The organism is Collinsella sp. An268, from assembly GCF_002159765.1.
Taxonomy (GTDB): Bacteria; Actinomycetota; Coriobacteriia; order Coriobacteriales; family Coriobacteriaceae; genus Coprousia.
On the sequence record NZ_NFJH01000015.1, the window covers coordinates 25,734 to 44,641 of the forward strand.

The window sequence follows — 18,908 nt, forward strand, 5'->3', positions numbered from 1 at the left end:
AGGAACATGTCCGACCGTCTGCTCTCCTCCGTCCTGCGTCCTCTTGCCGCGCGCACCCTCGCCGCGGTGCGGCGGCTCGAACGCGTGCGCTCCGAGCGGGTGCTCGCCGTCGCGCTCGTCGCGCTCTTGGCTGCGGCGCTCGTGCCGATGGTCGCCATCTCCGCGTACGACCACAGCTACGCGGACGACTGGCACTACAGCGTCAACGTGCACCTCGCGCTCGCGGCGGGCGGTGGCGCCGCCTCGGCGCTCTCCGCCGCGGTCGCCGAGGTCATCGACGCCTTCTTTACCTGGCAGGGCACCTATTCCGCTATCTTTCTCATGGCGCTGCAGCCGGGCGTGTTCTCCGAGGAGCTCTATGGCGCGGGCGCCGTCGGCATCATGGCGACACTCATCGCCGCGACGGCCTACGCGGCGAGCGTGCTGGTGCGGGACGTGCTCGGGGCGGGGCGCGCGGTGTGGGTGAGCGTCACGGCGGGGGTGCTGCTGCTCGAGACGCAGCTCATGCCGAGCCCGGTAGAGGGCATCTGGTGGTATAACTCGGCCATCTACTATACGTTCTACCATGCGCTGCTTCTGGTGATGATGGGGCTTGCCGTGCGCATGCTGCGCGGCGGTTCGCGCCGGGGCGCCTACACCCCGGGCGGCACGGCCGTGCGTGCGGTGGCGCTCGCCGCCCTCGCCGCCGTCGTGGCCGGCGGCAACTTCGTGACCGCGCTCGTGGCCGCCCTCGCGCTTGCGGGCGCGTGGCTGTGCGCGGCGCTGGGCCCCCAGGGCGCCACGCGGCGCCATCTGCTCATCGTACCGGCCCTCGTCGCCTTCGCGCTGGGGTTCACCGCCTCGGTGGCGGCGCCGGGTAATGCCGCCCGGCAGGCGACGCAGTTTGCAGGCGATGGCCTCGGCGTGCTGTCCACCTTGCTGCGCAGCGGGTTTGCGGCGGGCGAGTACCTCGTCCTTTGGACCAATGGGCTTCTCGTCCTCATGCTCGCCCTGGTGCTGCCGCCGCTCGTGCGCGCGGCGGCGCGCTCAAGCCTGTCGTTTCGCCTGCCCGGCGCGGGTATCGTTGCGGCCTTCGCCCTGTTCGCCGCGAGCTTTACGCCCACGTTCTTCTCGATGGGGACGGTCGGCCCGGGGCGCGTGCAGAACATCCGCTACGACCTCTTCGTGACGCTCGTGGTGATCTGCGCCACCTGGGTGGGCGGCTGGTGGGTCCGCCGCCGCGAGGCTGCCGCCGCTCCGCCGGGCGCTCACACGGCACCTGCCGCCGCGCCGTCTTCGGACGTCTCGCACGCCTGCGCGCCGGCCCCGCGCTGCGCCCTTACGGTGGCGCTGCTCGTCGTGCTCGCGTTCGGGGTGGGCGCGCTCGCGCTCGACGAGCGCCATGCGGACGACCTCGTGGCGGTGTCGGCGGCGCGCTCGCTTGCGAGCGGCGAGGCGGCGGCCTACGACGCGCAGATTCGCGACCGCATCGCGCTCATCGAGGAGTCGGATGCCGCCGAGGTGGAGGTGCCGTTCATCACGACGGCGCCCAAGGTGCTCTTTATGGGCGACATCCGCGACAACATGGCGAACTACATCAACTTCCGCCTGGCGCAGTGGTATGGCAAGGACTCCATCATCGGGTACCACGCCGCACTGTAGCGGCGGGCCACGCCGGTGGAACGCCCGCCGCGCCCGCGCCCGAGCCGCCGCGCTCGCGCCCGCGGTACCTTTTCGCCGGCAATGAACCCGATAATGTACTCGGAAATCTACGCGCAGAAGAACCCCAGCTAGATGGCGTTACAAAAACGCTTGTAATGAACCCGGGGCTAGAAAAACACCCTGTTTGTACAATATCGGGTTCATTGCACGCGATTATGTACCGAGCACTTGGCAAATTGCTTGGTAGTGTGCAGCGCATGGTCCGGTGCGGCACATAGTTCGCGACGCGCACCCCCGGCATGCGAAAGCGACCGCAACGAGAGGGGCGGCGCCGCCTGCGGGCACCGCGCCCGCGCGTTGGAAATACCCGTGCTTTTTCTGCCCCACGCGCCAGACCTCCGCTACACTAGAAACGTTGTACGCAAAGACCCAGCACCGCCCCGGGCGCCCGCGCGTGATGCCGCCGGCCGCCCCTGCGAGGGCGAGGGTGCTAGAACGCAGGAGGAACCTATGCTCTCTGTCGACGAGCAGATGCGTATCATCACCTCGGGCGCCGCGCAGATCGTGCCCGAGGCCGATCTCAAAAAGAAGCTGGAGCGCGGTGTCCCGCTGAACATCAAGCTCGGCGTCGATCCCACCTCGCCCGACCTGCACCTGGGTCACGCGGTGCCGCTGCGCAAGATGCGCCAGTTCCAGGACCTCGGCCACAAGGTCACCCTCATCATCGGCAACGGCACGGCGATGATCGGCGACCCCTCGGGTAAGAACACCACGCGCCCGCAGCTCACGCAGGAGGAGGTCGAGGCCAACGCCGCCACCTACGTGGCGCAGGCCATGAAGATTCTCGATCCCGAGAAGACCACCATCGTGCACAACGGCGACTGGATCCTCTCGCTCGACCTGAAGGGCATGCTCGAGCTCTGCAGCAAGTTCACCGTGGCGCGCATCCTGGAGCGCGACGACTTCACCAAGCGCTACCAGAGCCAGACCCCCATCGCGCTCCACGAGTTCCTCTACCCCGTGATGCAGGCCTTCGACTCGGTTCAGATCCGCGCCGATGTGGAGATGGGCGGCACCGACCAGCTCTTCAACCTGCTCGCCGGCCGCGAGCTCATGGAGAAGATGGGGCTCGAGCCGCAGGTGGCGCTCACGATGCCGCTGCTCGAGGGCACCGACGGCGTGCGAAAGATGAGCAAGTCGTACGGCAACTACATCGGCCTCACTGATGAGCCGGCCGACATGTTTGGCAAGACGATGTCCATTCCGGACGAGATGATCGGCAAGTACTACCGTCTCGCGAGCTCCAAGACCCCGGACGAGGTCGACGCGATCGAGGCGGCGCTCGCCGACGGTTCTGCCGACCCTTACGAGCTCAAGCGCGCGCTCGGCCGCGACCTGTGCGACACCTACCACGGTGCCGGCGCGGGCGAGGAGGCCGAGGCGGCGTTCGACCGCGTCTTCAAGGAGAGCCAGCTGCCCGAGGACATCGCTGAGGTCGAGGTCGACCTCACGCCCAACGACGAGGGCCTCGTGTACCTGGCGGGCGTTCTGCACGCGGCGGGGCTCGCCTCGAGCATGGGCGAGGCGCGTCGTCTCATCGACGGCGGCGGCGTGAAGATCGACCAGAAGGCCGTCGCCCCCAAGAGCTACAACGTCGATCCGGCGCTGCTGCATGCAGGCGCCGTGCTCCAGGTGGGAAAGCGCAAGTTCGCGCGCCTGGCGTAGGATCTGGCGCGGTTGGCGCCTGACCCGCATCAAGAACGCCCCCGTCCCGCAAATTGGGACGAGGGCGTTTTTTTTGGGCAGCGCGAGCGGTCGGGTTCGCGCATCTCGTCTGTCAGAAGAGGCCGCACGGAGGGTTGTTCGGCGGTGTTGCAGGCGTTTTTTGTCAGGCATCGCTCGGCATTGCGCCAAGGTAAGGAATTCGCGGCGGGTGTGCGGGAAGACGGGGCGATGGTCGCATCAAAAACGCCGGTCAAACCTTGGCGGCAAAAGCGTCTTCAGCGAGGGCGGGCTTGAATTCCTTACCTTGGCGCGTCTGCTGCCGGAGCGAGCACCCGCGGTGAAGGCCGGCCGGCGTTTTTTCGTGGGGGCGTGCTGCGCATCGGCTGTCGCCCTGCTCGCAGGACCCGGGCAGGCCCGCCTACGATGCCGGGGAGAGCTCCGCGGCATCGAGCGCGTACATCCAGGCGATGTAGACGCTCGGGTAGTGACCGTAGAGCACCTGCAGGGGATTGATCTGAGAAAAGAGGTTGCCCACAGTGGACGCGACGCCGCCCGGGGTGGCGAGATCGTCTGCGGTGGGCACCGCCGCACCGATGTTCTCGATGAGCGCATCGACCTGCACGCGGTCCTCGGGTACGTAGGGGTTCTCGACGCCGCACAGCTCCTTAAACGCCGCGCGCATGCGTGCGAAGCGCTCGTCGAACCCCTCGTCGCCAAAGCCGGGGAGCGCAAGGTCGCGCCCGTAGCGAGCATAGCCCCAGCTTGCCAACGGCATGCGCGGCACGATGTCCGACGGGTTCAGGATATTGAAGATGTTGTCGTACAGCGCGTCGCCTACCGTGTCCATCTGGGTGAGCTCGGGAGTGGCGAAGGTGTAGCAATAGATGCTCTCCAGCGGGGCGAGGGCGCGCAGGCCCTGCGTCATGTCGTCGGCGTAGCTCGCGGCGAGGTTTGCCGTTGCGGCGCCGCGCGAGTGCCCGCAAAAGAGAAGGGCCACGTCGCCAGTGCCCGCATCCTGCACGTCGGCGGTGATGCGGCGAGCGAGGTCGTCTACGATCTCGCTCGCCGCGCGCATGAAGCCCTCGTGGTCGATGGCCTGCATCTCATAGTGCGCCGCGTCGCCCATATTGAGGTCGCTCAGCCACTCGGCGCCATAGCTGCCGCGCACCGACACGAGGTAGAGGGTCTTTTCCTGTCCGTTAGGGCCCGTCACGCGCTTGGTGGCGACAGAGTAGGCGACGACGTCGTCCGTGCCGGTGATGAAATCGACCACCTCGTCAAAGATCTCGCTGCGGTAGCGGTAGGACGCCGTGGAGATGTCATCGAAGCCGAGGGTGGCCAGCGCCTCCTCCAGATAGGCGGGCGCGGTGGAGCCGGCCTGATAGTAGGCGGACTCCGCGTTGGCCACCGCGGAGAGCACCGCGCATGCGCGGGCGAGATCGTGATTGTAGGCGGTGGGGTCCTCGAAGAACCAGGCGTCGTCCCATCGGACGGGCGTCGTGACGGTCGCCGCCCCCGTCGCCATGGTGGTGAAGGACACGTCTGCGGTGAAGGCGCCCGTGCGGCCGGATGAGTGCTCGAGTGTGCGGGGAGCCTCGGGCGCGCTCACCGCGACGAGGCCCAGGCGCTCCTGCTCCTGACGGTGCTGAACGGCGAACGCGAGCGCCGCTGCGGCGACGAGTGCGAGGGCGAGAAGCAGCACGAGGACGCGGCGCCGCCATGGGTGGCGCCGCCGGGTGGACGCACGGCCATGGGCGGTTGCCGCGCGCGCCGATGCGGTGTCCGCCTGAGAGCCGGGGTCGCTCGTAGGGGCGCTGCCTGTTGCGGCGTCTGTTGCAGAGGGCATGGGAGAGGGCATGGTCGCTCGTTTCTGTCGGCTCGGGCGCTACGCGGCGGGCGGTATGGGTGCGGTCGGGTCCTCGATGGAGGAGGGGGCAGGCGAGCCGTCGACTGCGGCGGGCGCGCCGGCGGGCGCCGTGGCGCGCACCGCCTCGTCGGATACGTCGCTTCTGCTGAAGGACGCGAGCACCTTGGGGATGCGCTCGGTAAACGCGGTGAGCGCGGGCCCCGGGGCGTCGGTCTTGGCGACAAGGCAGATGGGTACGGGGATCTGATCGGGCGTCGCGATGGGAAGGGCGCGGCAACCGGGGAAGGGGCGTTTGAGCGCCGGCAGGTACACCATCATGGAGTACGCGCGGGCGCGCTCCCCCTCATCGATGGCGCGCGACGTGCGACCGCCCGCGCCGACGGCGGGCGTATCGACATGTATCACGGGGGAGGCGAGTCCCTGCGCGAGATAGCGCGCGAGCACCGATTCCCGGGCGCCGTCGAAGGGCTCGGCCCAGATGACGGGATAGGGGGCGAGGTCGGCGAGGGCGACGGCGCGCTGGCGGGTGAGCGGGTGGTCGTCGCGCACGGCGATGCCCGTGGGAAGGCTTCCGATGACGGTGCAGGTCGTTTGCGCCGAGCGATGGGTGCCGATGGTGATGACGGCATCGACGGCACCCGCGTCGAGTGCGGCGAGCGCATCGTCGAGCGGTGACACGAAGAGCTCGAGGCGAACGCCGGTGGCGTGCGAGAGGAACCGCGAGAGCTTCTGCATGATGCGCTCGGCGTTGGTGAAGGCGGGCGCGCAGAAGGCGACGAGGAGGCGGCCTGCGGCGTCGCCTGCGACGACGTCGCACATGGCGCCGGGGATGTTGGCGACAAACGCCTGGAGCGCGCTGAATCCCTCGAGCACGTCGCGCGTGCGCTCGAGAAACGCGCGCTCGAGCGCCGTCGGCCGGACGCCGCGGTTATCGCGCGTGAGCAGCGGCGTGCCCACCTCGCGCTCGAGGTCGGCGACGCCCTTGGAGACCGCCTGCACCGATACGTGGTGCTCCTTGGCCGCGTGCGTGAGCGAGCCGGAACGAGCGGCAGAGGAGAGGTAGCGCAGCTGACGAATATCCATCGGGCCTCCCGTGCGCTAGAGGCTGTCCTCGGCGAGCGCTGCCGCGGCTTGTTCGGCCGGCCCTTCCGCCTCGATGTCGGCTGCGGCAAGCTCGCCGGCGGTATCGACGCGCGTGGAATCTTCCGGTGTGATGGTCATGCTCTCAAAGCGGTGCGCCATGTACTCATTATCGAAGTATCGGGCGTAGAACTCCTCCACGGGCGAGGTGGCCGGCACGCCGGAGACGCGCTCGAACCAGCAGTCCAGCGCCTCGAGCGTCATGACGCCGTTGACGAGCATGAGGACGGCGCAGACCGCGGTGAGCGAGTAGCGGAGCTTCCAAGGGATCAGGTTGACGAGCGCGAGGAGCCGGGGCAGGCAGAGGCGGATCCAGACGAGCCCGAGCGCGCCCCACATGCACATGAAGAGGGTCGAGGTGCGCCCGCCCATGAGTGCCGCGACGGGGTCGGGGAAGAGTCCGAGGATCGTCTGGCCGGAGTAGTCCCAGGCCACAGCGCCAAAGCCGGCCTGCATGAACCAGCTCACCGCCGCCTCGAAGAGCCCGCCGATGACGGCGGAGACCACAAAGATGATGACCGGGCTCGACTTGTAGAACCGGTTGAGCGCGACGGTCATGAGCACGGCGCCGAACCCGTAGATGGGCGAGAACGGCCCGAAGAGGAGCCCGGCGCGGTCCTGGTAGACGCCCGGGTCGACGACGAGCATGTGGTAGGCCACCTCGATGAGGAGGCCGAGCACGGAGCACACCGCGAAGACCCAGAACAGGTTGAAGAAGTTGAGCTCGAGGTAGCCCCGCCCCTCCGGGTCGCGCCCGAGCATGCCGCGCGCCGCGGCCTGGCGGTCTTCCGCATCGCGCAGGACCCGCTTCATGTGGCGCTCGTGGCGCAGCGTCGGGTCGACGGTGACGGAGAGGGAGATGAGGATGGCGAGCTGTATGGCGGGGGCGATGAGGTGGGTGCCGACGCCCTGCAGCATGATGGAGATGATGAGCTGCACGACCGAGGCGGCGATGAGCGCCCAGGACCAGCGGGCGGCGTTGCGGCGCCGGCTCCTCATGAGCGAGATGCCGAAGACGATGAGCGCGAAGGCGTTCGCAAGGGTGATGACGACGGAGAGCGCCGTCATCACCACGGGGAGCGTGGGGTCGGTGCCGATGGTGATGAGCGACGGGTCGACGGAGAGCGCCCAGGCTACCATGGCGCCGAACAGGACGACCATGGGGATGGTGACGACGCCGTCGATGAGGCAGAGGGCGCCGTAGACCTTCAAGATGAACGGGACGTTCCGCCCGCCCGCCTCAGCGGCGGTGGGAGCCGGGTGCGATTCGGTGGCAGCCATAATGAGATCCCCTACATTCGGTTTCAGGCACGAACGTGCTGGCGAAGATTGAAAACCAACGCCATGGTAGCGCAACGCAGCGCCGCGCGATGCCCGGCGTTGCGCATCGCCCCGTCGGGCCGCGCGGTCGGGATGCTAGAGATCGGCCTCCCTGCGCACCGCGCCATCGAGGATGGCGGCGCAGAGCGCGGCGATGCCGATGACGGCGGCCAGGACGGGAATCTCCCGCCCGAGACCGGCGAAGGCCCCCGTGCCGACGGCGAGAAGAACGATCAGGATCGCGATGAGCCGATGGCTCCCCAGGCGGCTCGGCTGGTTGGCCCCGTGGACGCCCATGAGCGCGCAGATAAAGGTGAGGAAGGCGCAGGCGAGGTAGAGGATGCCGTCGATGTTCACGACGAGTACGCCGAGGATGCCCGCCTCATCTTCGGCGAGCGGGGCTCCGGCGAGCGCGATGGCGCCGAGCGCGGCCGCCGCGATGGCGACGAGGATTTGTACGATGCTCACGACTTTGAGGACTTTGCGATTGGTCGACATGAGATACCTTCCGTTGGATGGGACGCTTCCGCTTCTATACCGTTTCGCGCCCTCAAACGGAATCGGCTTTAACAAAAAATTGAACCCCATGCGGGTGCAAGGGCTAGCACAGATACTTGATTGGTATGCCATTTTTCCTCATGACATGATAAGGAGATAGGGGATGGAGATGATTTCCAGGAGACGCTTCGTCTCGCTGGCTGCGCTCGTCGCCGCGATTCCCGCGGGCCTTGCGGGCTGCACGCCCCGGGCGACGAGTGGCGCGGGAAGCGGGTCGGCCGCGGTGGCCGCTCCGGCGGCGGGGGCCGACACGCTGCGCGTGGGCGTGCGTGCTGATGTGGTGGGCTTCGGGTATCTCAACGAGAGGACCGGTAAGTATTACGGCCTCGAGATCGATATCGCGAACGAGCTCGCGGAGCGTCTGGGCTACCGGGATGTGGCCTTCACGACCGTTACGCCGGACGACCGCAAGGAGATACTGCTCGACGGCCAGGTCGATGCGCTGGTCGCGTGCTACTCCATCGCCGAATCGCGCCTGAAGAACTTCGACTTCTCGCCGGCATATTACGATGACGCGGTCATCGCGGTGGTGGAGAACTCCTCGCTCATCGCGTCGGTCGAGGACCTGGTGGGCCGCACGTTCGGCACCATGGCGGGGTCCAACGCCGCGCCGCTTCTGAGCGTCAAGCTCTACGAAGAGGGGTTCACCTCGGGAGAGCCGCTTCAGGCCAACGAGGACAACTCCGACGTCACGTTCGATACCTGGCGCCTCAGGCAGTACGCCTCCTACCAGGAGCTCTCCGACGCGCTCGAGGTGGGCGAGGTCGACGCCATGGTGCTCGACGGCGCCATCGCCCATACCTACATGAACGACGAGCGCTCCATCCTCGAGGGCTTCACCGTCGAAGAGGTTTCCTACGGCGTCGCCACCATTAAGGATTCCGAGCTCTCGGCACGTGTCGCCGAGGCCGTCCAGGCGATGCTCGACGACGGTACGATCGATGCCCTCGTCGACAAGTGGAACTAACGGGAGGCGATACGCATGAAGATGACCCGCAAGGTGACGGGTAAGATCGCGGCGCTCGTGGCCGTGGCCCTCGTGAGCGTCGCAATCATGGCTGTGGCGCTAACCGGCATGCAGAACACCCTTTCCCGGTCGGGCTATACCGACGAGATCGCCGCCGAGCAAGAGGCGCTTCCCGGGCTTCTGGAGGCCGCGGCGAGCGAGACCGTCGAGAACACCGAGCAGTACGATGCCATTTACCAGTCCAAGGCGGCGCAGGTTGCCTACGCGGCGCAAAATGGCACGGGCTTTGAGGCGACCGACGCCCAGATGGTCGCGTACCAGGAGCTTCTCGGCGTCGACAACGTGCTCGTGGTGAACCGCGCGGGCGATGTCATCGCCGCCGCGCAGCCCACGAAGGCCCAGTTCTCCTACGCGCGCTTCAACCAGCTGCGTCAGACGTTCGACACGCACGAGCCCTCCCAGGCGGTCGAGATCGAGGTGCCGGAAGAGGAGTGGCTCGACCGGTACTACGCCTGCCGTATCGACGACGACACGATGGTCGTCATCGAGCAGAACCCGGCGGAGCTCCGCGAGCTCGTCGCGCAGTCCGGGTCCGTGGCGAGCGTCCTTTCCAACATCACCCTCGGCCAGACGGGCTTTGTGTTTGCCGTGTCCGCGCAGGATTACCTCATCACCTATCACCCGGATGAGAACCTCGTGGGCGCCGACGCCATCGACGCCGGCATCAGCGTGGCGGACCTCGAGGACGGCGCGTACGCGACGATGAACGTGGCGGGGCAGGAGCTGTACTGCGGGGTGACCCTCATCGACGGAACGTACTATCTGTGCGCCGTGCCCGAGGCGTCCATGGTCTCCTCGACCGCCATCACCGTGGGCGTCATCCTCTTTGTGTTTGTGGTGGTTGTTGCCGCCGTGACGCTCTACGGCATCTTCGTGCTGCGGAGCGAGGGACATGACGGCGCGACCGGGGCGGGCGACGGAGCCGCAAAGAAGCCGCAGGGCACGCTCCGCCTGAACCGCCGCATCGCCCCGCGCGCCGCGGTGCTCTGCGGTGTGGGCTTCCTTGCGGTTCTCGTCATCTCGTTCTACATGCAGACGCTCTTCGCGCTGTCCTCGCAATCGCTGCTCATGAACGAGCGCGTCCTCGATATCGCCGACACCATCGAGCGCACCGAGGCGGCGGCAGACGACCTTACCACGCAGTACAACGAGCGCTATCTGTCGAAAGCCGAGGTCGCGGCTTACATCATCGAGCGCAACCCCGAGCTTTCCAACCGGCAGAAGCTGCAGGAGCTCGCCGATGCGCTCGAGGTCCAGTCGGTGTTTGTGTTCGACGCCGCGGGCACCATGACCGCCACCAACTCCAGCTACACCAACTTCACCCTCTCCGAGGACCCGCAAGATCAGAGCTACGAGTTCCGCAAGCTTCTCCAGGGCGTGGAGTCGCTCGTGCAGGAGCCGCAGCCCGATGAGATCTCGGGCGAGTTCAGGCAGTACATCGGCGTCACCACGCATGACGGGACGGGCGAGCTCACCGGCTTCGTGCAGCTGGGTATCCGCTCCGACCGCCTGGAGAGCATGCTCCAGAGCGTGCAGATCGACCACGTGCTCGACGGCGTCAAGGTGGGCGCAGACGGCTTCGCCTTCGCCATCAATAAGGCCGACGGCACGTTCGCGTATTATCCCGACGCCAACACCATCGGCAAGAAGGCCGCCGACTGCGGCCTTACCGAGGACCAGCTGCGCGACGGGTTCTCCGACTACATTACCGTGAACGGCACGACGTACTACGCCTCCGCGATCGAGACGGCGGACTACTACATCTTTGTCGCCGGCAGCGAGGGGGCCCTTATGGGCGACCGCATCCCCATGACGCTCACCACCGGCGCCATTGCGTTTGTGTGCCTCGCCGTGATCTTTGGCCTCATGGTGTGGGATACCGCCCAGACGGGCGCCGCGCCCGAGGCTGCCCGTGCGCGCGGCGGCGAGTCGCGCCGTATGATCGAGGTCTCGGTCGACGACCGTCGCGTGCGGACCGAGTCCGCCGCGACCCGTTGGCTCAGCCGCTCCCTGCACTGGGATGAGATGACGCCCGAGCAGAAGCTCGGCTTCGTGCTCAAGTGCTTTGTGGGGCTCGGCGCCATCTTGGTGGCCATCGCGGTTATCGGCAAGGACGCCATCTTCGAGCCCGGGACACTGTTCGCCTACATCTTGGGCGGCGGCTGGGCGCATGGCCTCAACATCTTCGCCATCACCGCGTCGATCATGTTCGCCTGCGTGCTGCTCACGGTCGTCACCATCGTTCAGAAGGTGCTCTCGCTCGTGGGGCGCGTGCTCGACGCGCGCGGCCTCACCATCTGTCGCCTCGTCTCGAGCGTGGCCAAGTACGGTTCCATGATAGGCATGCTGTACTGGTGTCTCGCGCTGCTCGGCGTGGACACGGCGACGCTGCTCGCCTCCGCGGGCCTGCTCACCTTTGCGGTGTCGCTCGGTGCCAAGGACATCGTGACCGATATCATCTCCGGCCTCTTCATCATCTTTGAGGGCGAGTTCCGCGTGGGCGACATCATCCAGGTGGGCGGCAACAAGGGTACCGTCATCGAGATCGGCGTGCGCTCCACCAAGATCAACGACGGCTCGGGCAACATCTTGGTGCTGCGTAACTCGAGCGTCTCCAACGTGGTCAACATGACAAAGGAGACGAGCTACGCCGCCGTCGAGGTGGGCATCGAGTACGGCGAGAGCCTGGAGCGCGTGGAGGCGATCCTCTCGCGCGAGCTGCCCGAGATGAAGAAGCGCCTGCCCGCCATCATCGACGGCCCCTTCTACCGCGGTATCTCGATGCTCGCGGACAACGCCGTCAACATCAAGATCGTGGCGGAGTGCGCCGAGTCCAACCGCGGCGGCCTTACGAGCGACCTGATGCGCGAGATGAAGCTCCTGTTCGACAAGTACGACATCTCCATCCCGTATCCGCAGGTCGTGGTGAACCAGCCCATCGAGTTCAAGAAGGCGACGCTTGCCGACAAGGCGGCGGCGCGCGAGTTCAACGCCGAGCAGAAGGAAGCCATCAAGAACATGACGGACGAGAACGAGGACTTCGACGAGTTCAACGACACCCGTCGGCACTAGCCGCACCGCGCGGGCGTCTTGTGGCTGCTGCCCCGCCCGCACCGTCCCCCGGCATTCCCGTGTGCGGTTTTGCCACTTCCCGGCTCCTGCGGGGGATCAAAAGTGGCAGGGCCGCACACGGGAACGCGCTCGGGGTCTTACCGTACCCACGGCACTATGGCAGAGGTAAAAGAAAGGGGGTCCGCACGTTGCGTGCGGACCCCTTTGCGGTAACGCTCTGCCGCCTCGCGCGGCATATATCGGCCGTGGATTACGCGGCGCCGTTCTCCTTGAGGGCGCGGCCGGCAAACACGACGCCGGAGAAGCACACGGCGGCGTAGATGAGGTAGGGCCACACGGGACCCATCTCCTCGCCGGACGTGAAGGACATGCCGACCTCGGCCAAGCAGACCACGATGATGAAGGCGCACAGATAGGTGAACGGCTTCAGGAGGTTGTCGCGCTTGGCGGCGCGCATGCCGATGATGCCGGCGATGAGCTGGAAGACGCCCATGACGGCGATGATGATGCCGAACAACCGGGCGATGGCGGGACCGTCCTCAATGACGCCCTCGGCAAACGGGGCGCCGAAGAACAGGGCAGCGCCGGCGACGGCGCTGATGATGCCCATGAGCAGAATGACGAATCCGATGCTCTGGACACCGCGATGGTTGGTGGACATAGCCGATTCCTTCCCTTCGTGGGGCGGCAAGGGCCGCCCGCAATGCGGACGACGCGGCCGGGGCATTGCTGGTGCGGCCTCCAACCTCGTCGTTTGTGCCAAACAAGTATTGTATGGGCCGGTTTTGCCGTGCGTCAAAGCGCGCGCGCCGCCTCAACGAACGGGTGAAGCCGGCGGGGAGCGGGCAGGCGGCGCCCGTCACCGCCGGACCGCGACCCGCCGCGGCGTCCCCGCGCATCGGCCCGCGCCGGGGTGGGTACACCTCACACAAGGCAACAGGACAAGGAGGCGCTACATGGCGGAGACGGCGGCTTTGGCGGATACCCTCAAGAACCTCATCGACGTGGCGGAGGGGCGCGCGCCGGCAGACATGCTCATCACCAACGTGCGCATCGTCGACGTGTACGGCCACCGCGTGGTGGGCGGCCGCGTGGCCGTTGCGGGCGGGTGCATCGCGAGCGTGCTCTTTGACGACCGTGACGCCGCCGTGCCCGACCCCGCGGCAGCCGAGGTCGTCGACGGCGCGGGCCGCTACCTCACCCCGGGCCTCATCGACGGGCACCTCCATATCGAGAGCTCCAACATCCGGCCCGCCGAGTACGCCCGCATGGCGCTCGCGCGGGGTACGACGTGCGCCATCGCCGACAGCCACGAGATCGCCAACGTCGCGGGGACGGGCGGCCTCTCGTTTATGATCGAGGACGCCCGCCGCGCGCCGCTCGCCATCAAGTTCATGATGCCCTCCTGCGTGCCGGCGCTGCCGGACGAGCAGGCGGGCGCCGAGATCTCTGCGGCTGACATGCGCGCGTTCATGGCCGCGCATCCCGGGGAGGTCTTCGGTCTCGGCGAGATGATGAACACCCCCGGCGTCTTCGCGGCGGACGGGGAGACGCTCGCGCGCATCGCGGCTGCGGGCGACACCGTCTCCGGTCTGGTGGACGGGCACGCGCCGCTCGTGGCGGGCGCCGACCTCAACGCCTATGCGGCGGCGGGCATCATCGCCGACCATGAGTGCACCGATCCCGCCGAGGCGCTCGACAAGCTCTCCCGCGGCATGTACCTCATGCTCCGCGAGGGGACGTGCAGCCACGACCTCGACGTGCTCGCGCCGCTGGTGGTCGAAGACCCCGCGCGGGCGCGCCGCTGCTGCTTTGCGACGGACGACCGGGCGCCTTCCGATGCGTTTGCCGAGGGCATGATCGACAACGCCCTCAGGCGCGCCGTCGCGGCGGGGATCGATCCTGTCACGGCGGTCGCCATGGCAACGCTGTCGCCGGCGGAGCTCTTCGGGTTCGACCATGGGCACGCGCCCGCGTCTGAGCGCCGCGGCGCCGTCGCGCCGGGCAAGCGGGCCGACCTCCTGCTGTGGGACGACCTCACGTTTACCGCGCCGCCCGCCGCCGTGTACGCCGCGGGATGCCTGGTGGCCGAGGCCGGGTGCTTTGTGGGCGCCGTCGCGCCCGAGGACGCGCGGCTGCGTGCGCTGGCAGACGAGCTCCGCGGGTCCGTGAAGCTGCCCGCGCTCTCGCTCGAGGCGTTCTCGTATCCCTTCCGGCCGGGCGAGGCGGTCATCGACGCCATCCCCGGTAAGGCCATCACCGGATGCGCCCGACCCCGGACCGAGGCGGGTCTCCGCCGCATCATGCTCATCGAGCGCCACGGCCGCGGCGCGGCGGCGCAGGCGGCGGGCGCCGACGGCGACGGCCCGGCGGGACTCGGCCTTGCGGGCAGGCATATCGGGTGCGGCTGGGTGCGCGGATACGATATCTCGCGCGGCGCCATCGCCTCGACCATCGGGCACGACTCCCATAACGTCTGCGTGGTGGGCGATAATCCCGCCGACATGCTCGCTGCGGTGCGCGCCGTGGGCCAGGGCGGGCACGTACTGGTGCGCGACGGCGAGGTGGTGGCCAAGGTCGACCTGCCGCTTGGCGGCCTTATGAGCGATAAGACGGCGGAGGAGGTCGCCCGCGAGCACGACGCCTTCGTCGCCGCGGCGCGGCAGATGGGCATCCAGCCGCCGCTCGACCCCATCATGGGCGTGATCTTTTTACCGCTGCCCGTCATCCCCGCGCTCCGCATCCGTCCGGAGGGCGTCTTCGACGTCAGCGCGATGAGCTACGTGTGAGGAGCACCGCGCCCGAGATGGGCTACGCGCGGGGTGCGTGCGCCGGGCCCTTACGCGTAGCGCTCTAGGATGAACGCCCCCACGCCCGCCTCGTCGTTGGACGCGCAGACCGCGTCCGCGCTCGAGCGCACCTCGGCCTCGGCGTTTGCCACCGCCACGCCCGTGCCGGCGGCGAGAATCATCGAGAGGTCGTTCAGGTTGTCGCCAAAGGCCACGGCGTTCTCGACCGCGATGCCCAGGTGCCCGCACAGCCATGCGAGGGCCGCCCCCTTGGAGGCGCCGGCCTCCATCACCTCGATGTTCATGGGGTAGGAGCGGGTGAGGTCGATACCCTCCATGGCGCTGAGCGCCTCCGTGAGCTCGGCCCGGTCGCGCGGGTCGTGCCAGTACATCGAGACGCGCTCGAGCTGGTGCACGCGGGCGATCGTTGCGGGCGCGTCCTCATCCACCGGTGTGCGCGTGTCGCGCATCGACTGCGCCATGTAGGGGTCGCCCGCAAACTCGTCGATGCGCTCGTAGAGGTCGCGGCGCAGGTAGCACGTGCCGTCTGCAAAGACGTCAAACGTCACGTCGCGGTTGCGCGCGAGCTCCCAGCAGGCGAGCGCGTGCGCGCGGGTGAGGAGCGCCGTGTGGAGGGTGCGTGCCGCGGCGGCGCCCGGGTGCGCGGGGTCGAGCTCGGAGACGCAGGCCCCGTTGGCGCTGACGGCGAACCGCACGGCGGGATGGGCGAGAATCTCATGCGGAATGCCGGCGAGCGGTCGGCCGGAGCACGGAACAAAGAGGTCGCCCGCACGGGCTATGGCGTCGAGCGCCTCCCGGCAGCGCGCGGGCACGTGCTTCCGGGAGTCCAGAAACGTGCCGTCCAAATCGGAGAAGAAGATCATGGCGTGCCTCAGCGTTTCGCCAGGGGCACGTAGGTGACGTCGTCCAGAACGGCGTTGTACGCCGGGCGGATGATGCGGTGCGCGCCGTAGAGCTCCTCCATGCGGTGCGCGGCCCAACCGGCCATGCGCGCAACGGCGAAGAGCGGGGTGAAGAGAATCTCCGGCACGCCGAGGATGCTGTAGATGAAGCCCGTGTAGAGGTCGATGTTGGCGCAGATGGGCTTCGTCATGCCGCGTACGTCGCGCATGACGCCCGGCGCGATGCGCTCGATGCGCTCTATCAGGGCAAACTCCTCGCCCAGCCCCTTCTTGTCGGCGAGCGAGCGGGCGTAGCGCTTGCAGATCTGGGCGCGCGGGTCGGAGATGGTGTAGATGGCGTGACCCATGCCGTAGATGAGGCCGGAGTGGTCGAAGGCGTCGCCCGTGAGGATCTTCGCCAGATAGGCGGCGACCTCCTCGTCATCGTCCCAATGGGCGACGTGCTCGCGGATGTCGGCGTGCATCTGTGTCACCTTGGCGTTGGCGCCGCCGTGGCGCGGTCCCTTAAGCGAGCCGATGGCCGCGGCGTAGGCCGAGTAGGCGTCCGTGGCGGACGAGGAGAGCACGCGGCAGGTGAACGTGGAGTTGTTGCCGCCGCCGTGCTCGGCGTGGAGCATGAGCATGACGTCGAGGAGCATGGCCTCCTCGTGCGTGTAGTCGTCCCCGCCGCGGAGCACCTGCAAGATGGCCTCAGCCATCGATGCCGAGGCGTTGGGCTCGGGCACCTGTACGCGGATACCGCTCGACTCCGCCTCGTGCGTGATATGGGCGATGGCGGCGATGCGCGGGAGACGCGCGAGGAGCGAGAGTGCCACGTCCACCTCGTGCGGGGCGGTGATGTCGTCCGGCGTCTCGTCAAAGGCGTACAGCATGAGGACGGCGCGCTGCAGCACGTTCATGATGCTGTTGGATTTGGTGGCGAGCGGGAACTCGGAGATGTACTCCTCCTCCAGAAGGCGCAGGCTCCCGATGCGCGCGCCGATGCTCTCGAGCTCGTCGGCGCGGGGGAGGGCGCCCGCGAGCAGCAGATAGGCGAGCTCCTCGTACCCAAAGCGGTCCTCGGCTTGGGCATGGTCGATGATCTCGGCGATGTCGTAACCGCGGATGGTGAGCTTGCCCTCGTCCGGGATGAACTTCCCATCCTCCTTGCGGTAGCCGTGCACGTCGGCGATGCGCGTGAGACCCGCGACCACGCCCGAGCCGTCCGTGTTGCGGAGCCCGCGCTTGACGTCGTGCTCCCGGTAGAGGTCCTCAGGATAGGGGGCCATCGAGGCGCCGGCATAGAGGCGCGTGGAGGCGGTAGAGAGGCGCCGCGACTTGGCGAAGTTCTGCATATGGCGCTGGGTCGGAGCGATATGGTCGTAATATTGGTCGATCACGGTGCCTCCATTCCGATTGGTCGCGGGAGCCCTAAGGGGGCGATGCGGTTGTCGCAGGATCGTCGCGCCGCCTCCGCCCGGTGCCTTTGGCATCGGCGCGGCGGCAGGGTGCCGTTACAGGCGGTACATGAAGTTGAAGACGTCCTCGCGCTGCATCTGCACGCTCACGCCGATCTCGTCGCCCGCGGCGGTGAGCTCCTGCTGCAGCCCGGTGAAGTCGAGGGTGCAGGCGCTCGTATCGGCGAGCATCGTCATGGTGAAGATGTCCTCGATGACGCTCTGGGTGATGTCGCGGATGTCAACGTTGGTCTCGCCGAGCACGGCGGTGATGGCAGCGAGGATGCCCGGGCGGTTCTTGCCGAGAACGGTGATGACGACGCGGGTGGGGGAGAGCTCTGCCATGAGCGGTCCTTTCTGGTAGCGGCGCCTTGGCGCGCCGATGCGATATTGGTGCAGTCTACCCATTGTACCTGCCATACATTTCCGTCACGTGTACGCGGGCCGCCGCGTTCATGGAAGTCTCATGGCGCGCGGTGCCCGGGCGGCGCCGATGGACAGATGTGCTATCCTAGGCGAGTTGTGTTTTGCCTTGGTCGGAAACCAAGGCGCCTTATCGTCCGGGCGTCTGCCCCGGACATGAAAGGAGTCCCCTGATGAAGCCTGGTATTCATCCCGAGTACATGGAGTGCACGGTGCGCTGCTCCTGCGGCAACACCTTTGTGACCCGTGCGACCGTGCCCGAGATCCGCGTCGAGCTCTGCAACGAGTGCCACCCGTTCTACACGGGCCAGCAGAAGTTCGTCGACACCGGTGGACGCGTTCAGCGCTTCGCCGACAAGTTCGGCGGCGCCGCCCAGGCCGCCCTCGAGCGCGAAGCCGCCAAGAAGGCCGAGCGCCAGAAGGCCGCCGAGGAGGCCGCTGCCAAGAAGGCCGCCGAGCGCGAGGCCAAGGCCGCCGAGAAGGCCAAGCGTGCCGCCGAGTTCGAGAAGAAGGCCGCTGCCGAGGCCGCTAAGAAGGCCGCTGAGGCTCCTGCGGAGGAGGCTGCTGCTGAGGCCCCCGCTGAGGCTGCCACCGAGACCGAGGCCGCTGCCGAGTAGCATGCACCTCTCATAGGTTTGTGAAGACCCCGTCGCATGAGCGGCGGGGTCTTTTTTTCTACCGAGGGATGCTTGCTGTGTCGACCGTTTGCGGCCTCATGCGCCCCGCCAAGCCGATTGCCCGTGGACAGGGTCATCCCGTGCCCCCTACTATCAATCTGTAGGTTCGTGCCTATGATATGCGGCAAAGCGGGTATACCCTTCGCAAGGGCGCTTTCTACCGCGCCTTGTCAGTAGGGAATAGTACGCACGCGCGGCAGTTTGCGGTGATCAGCGGAGGGGAGGTAAACATATGGCAGAGGAGAATGAGAGCATGGAGATGATCTCGTTCGGCATCGTCGCCTCGGCCGGCCAGGCGCGCAGCTTGGCG

The 18,908-nt window shown here is 67.5% G+C and carries 14 protein-coding genes; 6 read left to right on the forward strand and 8 right to left on the reverse strand.

Annotation, left to right across the window (positions count from 1 at the left end):
* The first annotated feature begins 6 nt into the window (after window positions 1–6).
* Together B5F70_RS09845 and tyrS are read left to right on the forward strand one after the other, a co-directional pair.
* Window positions 7–1,641 carry a hypothetical protein gene (locus B5F70_RS09845; protein WP_087205393.1) on the forward strand — a complete coding sequence of 545 codons (1,635 nt, stop codon included), beginning with the start codon at window positions 7–9 and terminating at the stop codon, window positions 1,639–1,641.
* 510 nt (window positions 1,642–2,151) lie between these two features.
* Entirely contained in the window at window positions 2,152–3,366 is a 1,215-nt protein-coding gene (tyrS, locus tag B5F70_RS09850) for a tyrosine--tRNA ligase (RefSeq protein ID WP_164476615.1), read from the forward strand.
* 418 nt (window positions 3,367–3,784) lie between these two features.
* Here the strand turns inward: tyrS and B5F70_RS09855 are convergent, their stop codons facing one another.
* The 4 genes from B5F70_RS09855 to B5F70_RS09870 all read right to left on the reverse strand — a co-directional run bounded on the left by B5F70_RS09855 (window position 3,785) and on the right by B5F70_RS09870 (window position 8,191).
* Window positions 3,785–5,224 carry a hypothetical protein gene (locus B5F70_RS09855; protein ID WP_087205394.1) on the reverse strand — a complete coding sequence of 480 codons (1,440 nt, stop codon included), beginning with the start codon at window positions 5,222–5,224 and terminating at the stop codon, window positions 3,785–3,787.
* Window positions 5,225–5,251: 27 nt separating this feature from the next.
* Entirely contained in the window at window positions 5,252–6,316 is a 1,065-nt protein-coding gene (locus B5F70_RS09860; RefSeq protein WP_087205395.1) for a LysR family transcriptional regulator, read from the reverse strand.
* A gap of 15 nt (window positions 6,317–6,331) precedes the next feature.
* Window positions 6,332–7,654, reverse strand: a complete 1,323-nt coding sequence (locus B5F70_RS09865) for a putative ABC transporter permease (protein ID WP_087205396.1) — start codon at window positions 7,652–7,654, stop codon at window positions 6,332–6,334.
* 135 nt (window positions 7,655–7,789) lie between these two features.
* The gene (locus B5F70_RS09870; protein WP_087205397.1) at window positions 7,790–8,191 is read right to left on the reverse strand and encodes a hypothetical protein; all 402 of its coding nucleotides are present in this window, start codon (window positions 8,189–8,191) and stop codon (window positions 7,790–7,792) included.
* A gap of 163 nt (window positions 8,192–8,354) precedes the next feature.
* Between B5F70_RS09870 and B5F70_RS09875 the strand changes: the two genes are divergently transcribed.
* Together B5F70_RS09875 and B5F70_RS09880 are read left to right on the forward strand one after the other, a co-directional pair.
* Window positions 8,355–9,218, forward strand: coding sequence for a transporter substrate-binding domain-containing protein (locus B5F70_RS09875; protein ID WP_241145972.1), 864 nt, complete (start codon window positions 8,355–8,357; stop codon window positions 9,216–9,218).
* Between the two features lie 15 nt (window positions 9,219–9,233).
* Window positions 9,234–12,350, forward strand: coding sequence for a mechanosensitive ion channel domain-containing protein (locus tag B5F70_RS09880; protein ID WP_204557242.1), 3,117 nt, complete (start codon window positions 9,234–9,236; stop codon window positions 12,348–12,350).
* Window positions 12,351–12,600: 250 nt separating this feature from the next.
* Here the strand turns inward: B5F70_RS09880 and B5F70_RS09885 are convergent, their stop codons facing one another.
* Window positions 12,601–13,011 (reverse strand): hypothetical protein, encoded by a 411-nt coding sequence (locus B5F70_RS09885; protein WP_087205398.1) that lies wholly within the window; start codon window positions 13,009–13,011, stop codon window positions 12,601–12,603.
* 295 nt (window positions 13,012–13,306) lie between these two features.
* Between B5F70_RS09885 and B5F70_RS09890 the strand changes: the two genes are divergently transcribed.
* A complete protein-coding gene (locus B5F70_RS09890) occupies window positions 13,307–15,139 on the forward strand; it encodes an adenine deaminase C-terminal domain-containing protein (protein ID WP_087205399.1) in 1,833 nt (610 codons plus the stop codon).
* A gap of 50 nt (window positions 15,140–15,189) precedes the next feature.
* On the opposite strand, the gene B5F70_RS09895 is transcribed toward B5F70_RS09890, so the two are convergent.
* The 3 genes from B5F70_RS09895 to B5F70_RS09905 form a co-directional block, all read right to left on the reverse strand.
* Window positions 15,190–16,023, reverse strand: coding sequence for an HAD hydrolase family protein (locus B5F70_RS09895; RefSeq protein WP_087205400.1), 834 nt, complete (start codon window positions 16,021–16,023; stop codon window positions 15,190–15,192).
* An 8-nt stretch (window positions 16,024–16,031) separates the two neighbouring features.
* Window positions 16,032–17,396 carry a citrate synthase gene (locus B5F70_RS09900; protein ID WP_241145973.1) on the reverse strand — a complete coding sequence of 455 codons (1,365 nt, stop codon included), beginning with the start codon at window positions 17,394–17,396 and terminating at the stop codon, window positions 16,032–16,034.
* Between the two features lie 159 nt (window positions 17,397–17,555).
* The gene (locus B5F70_RS09905) at window positions 17,556–17,843 is read right to left on the reverse strand and encodes an ACT domain-containing protein (protein WP_087205402.1); all 288 of its coding nucleotides are present in this window, start codon (window positions 17,841–17,843) and stop codon (window positions 17,556–17,558) included.
* Between the two features lie 251 nt (window positions 17,844–18,094).
* On the opposite strand from B5F70_RS09905, the gene rpmE reads away from it, so the two are divergent.
* Entirely contained in the window at window positions 18,095–18,538 is a 444-nt protein-coding gene (rpmE, locus tag B5F70_RS09910; protein ID WP_087205403.1) for a 50S ribosomal protein L31, read from the forward strand.
* Window positions 18,539–18,908 lie beyond the last annotated feature (370 nt).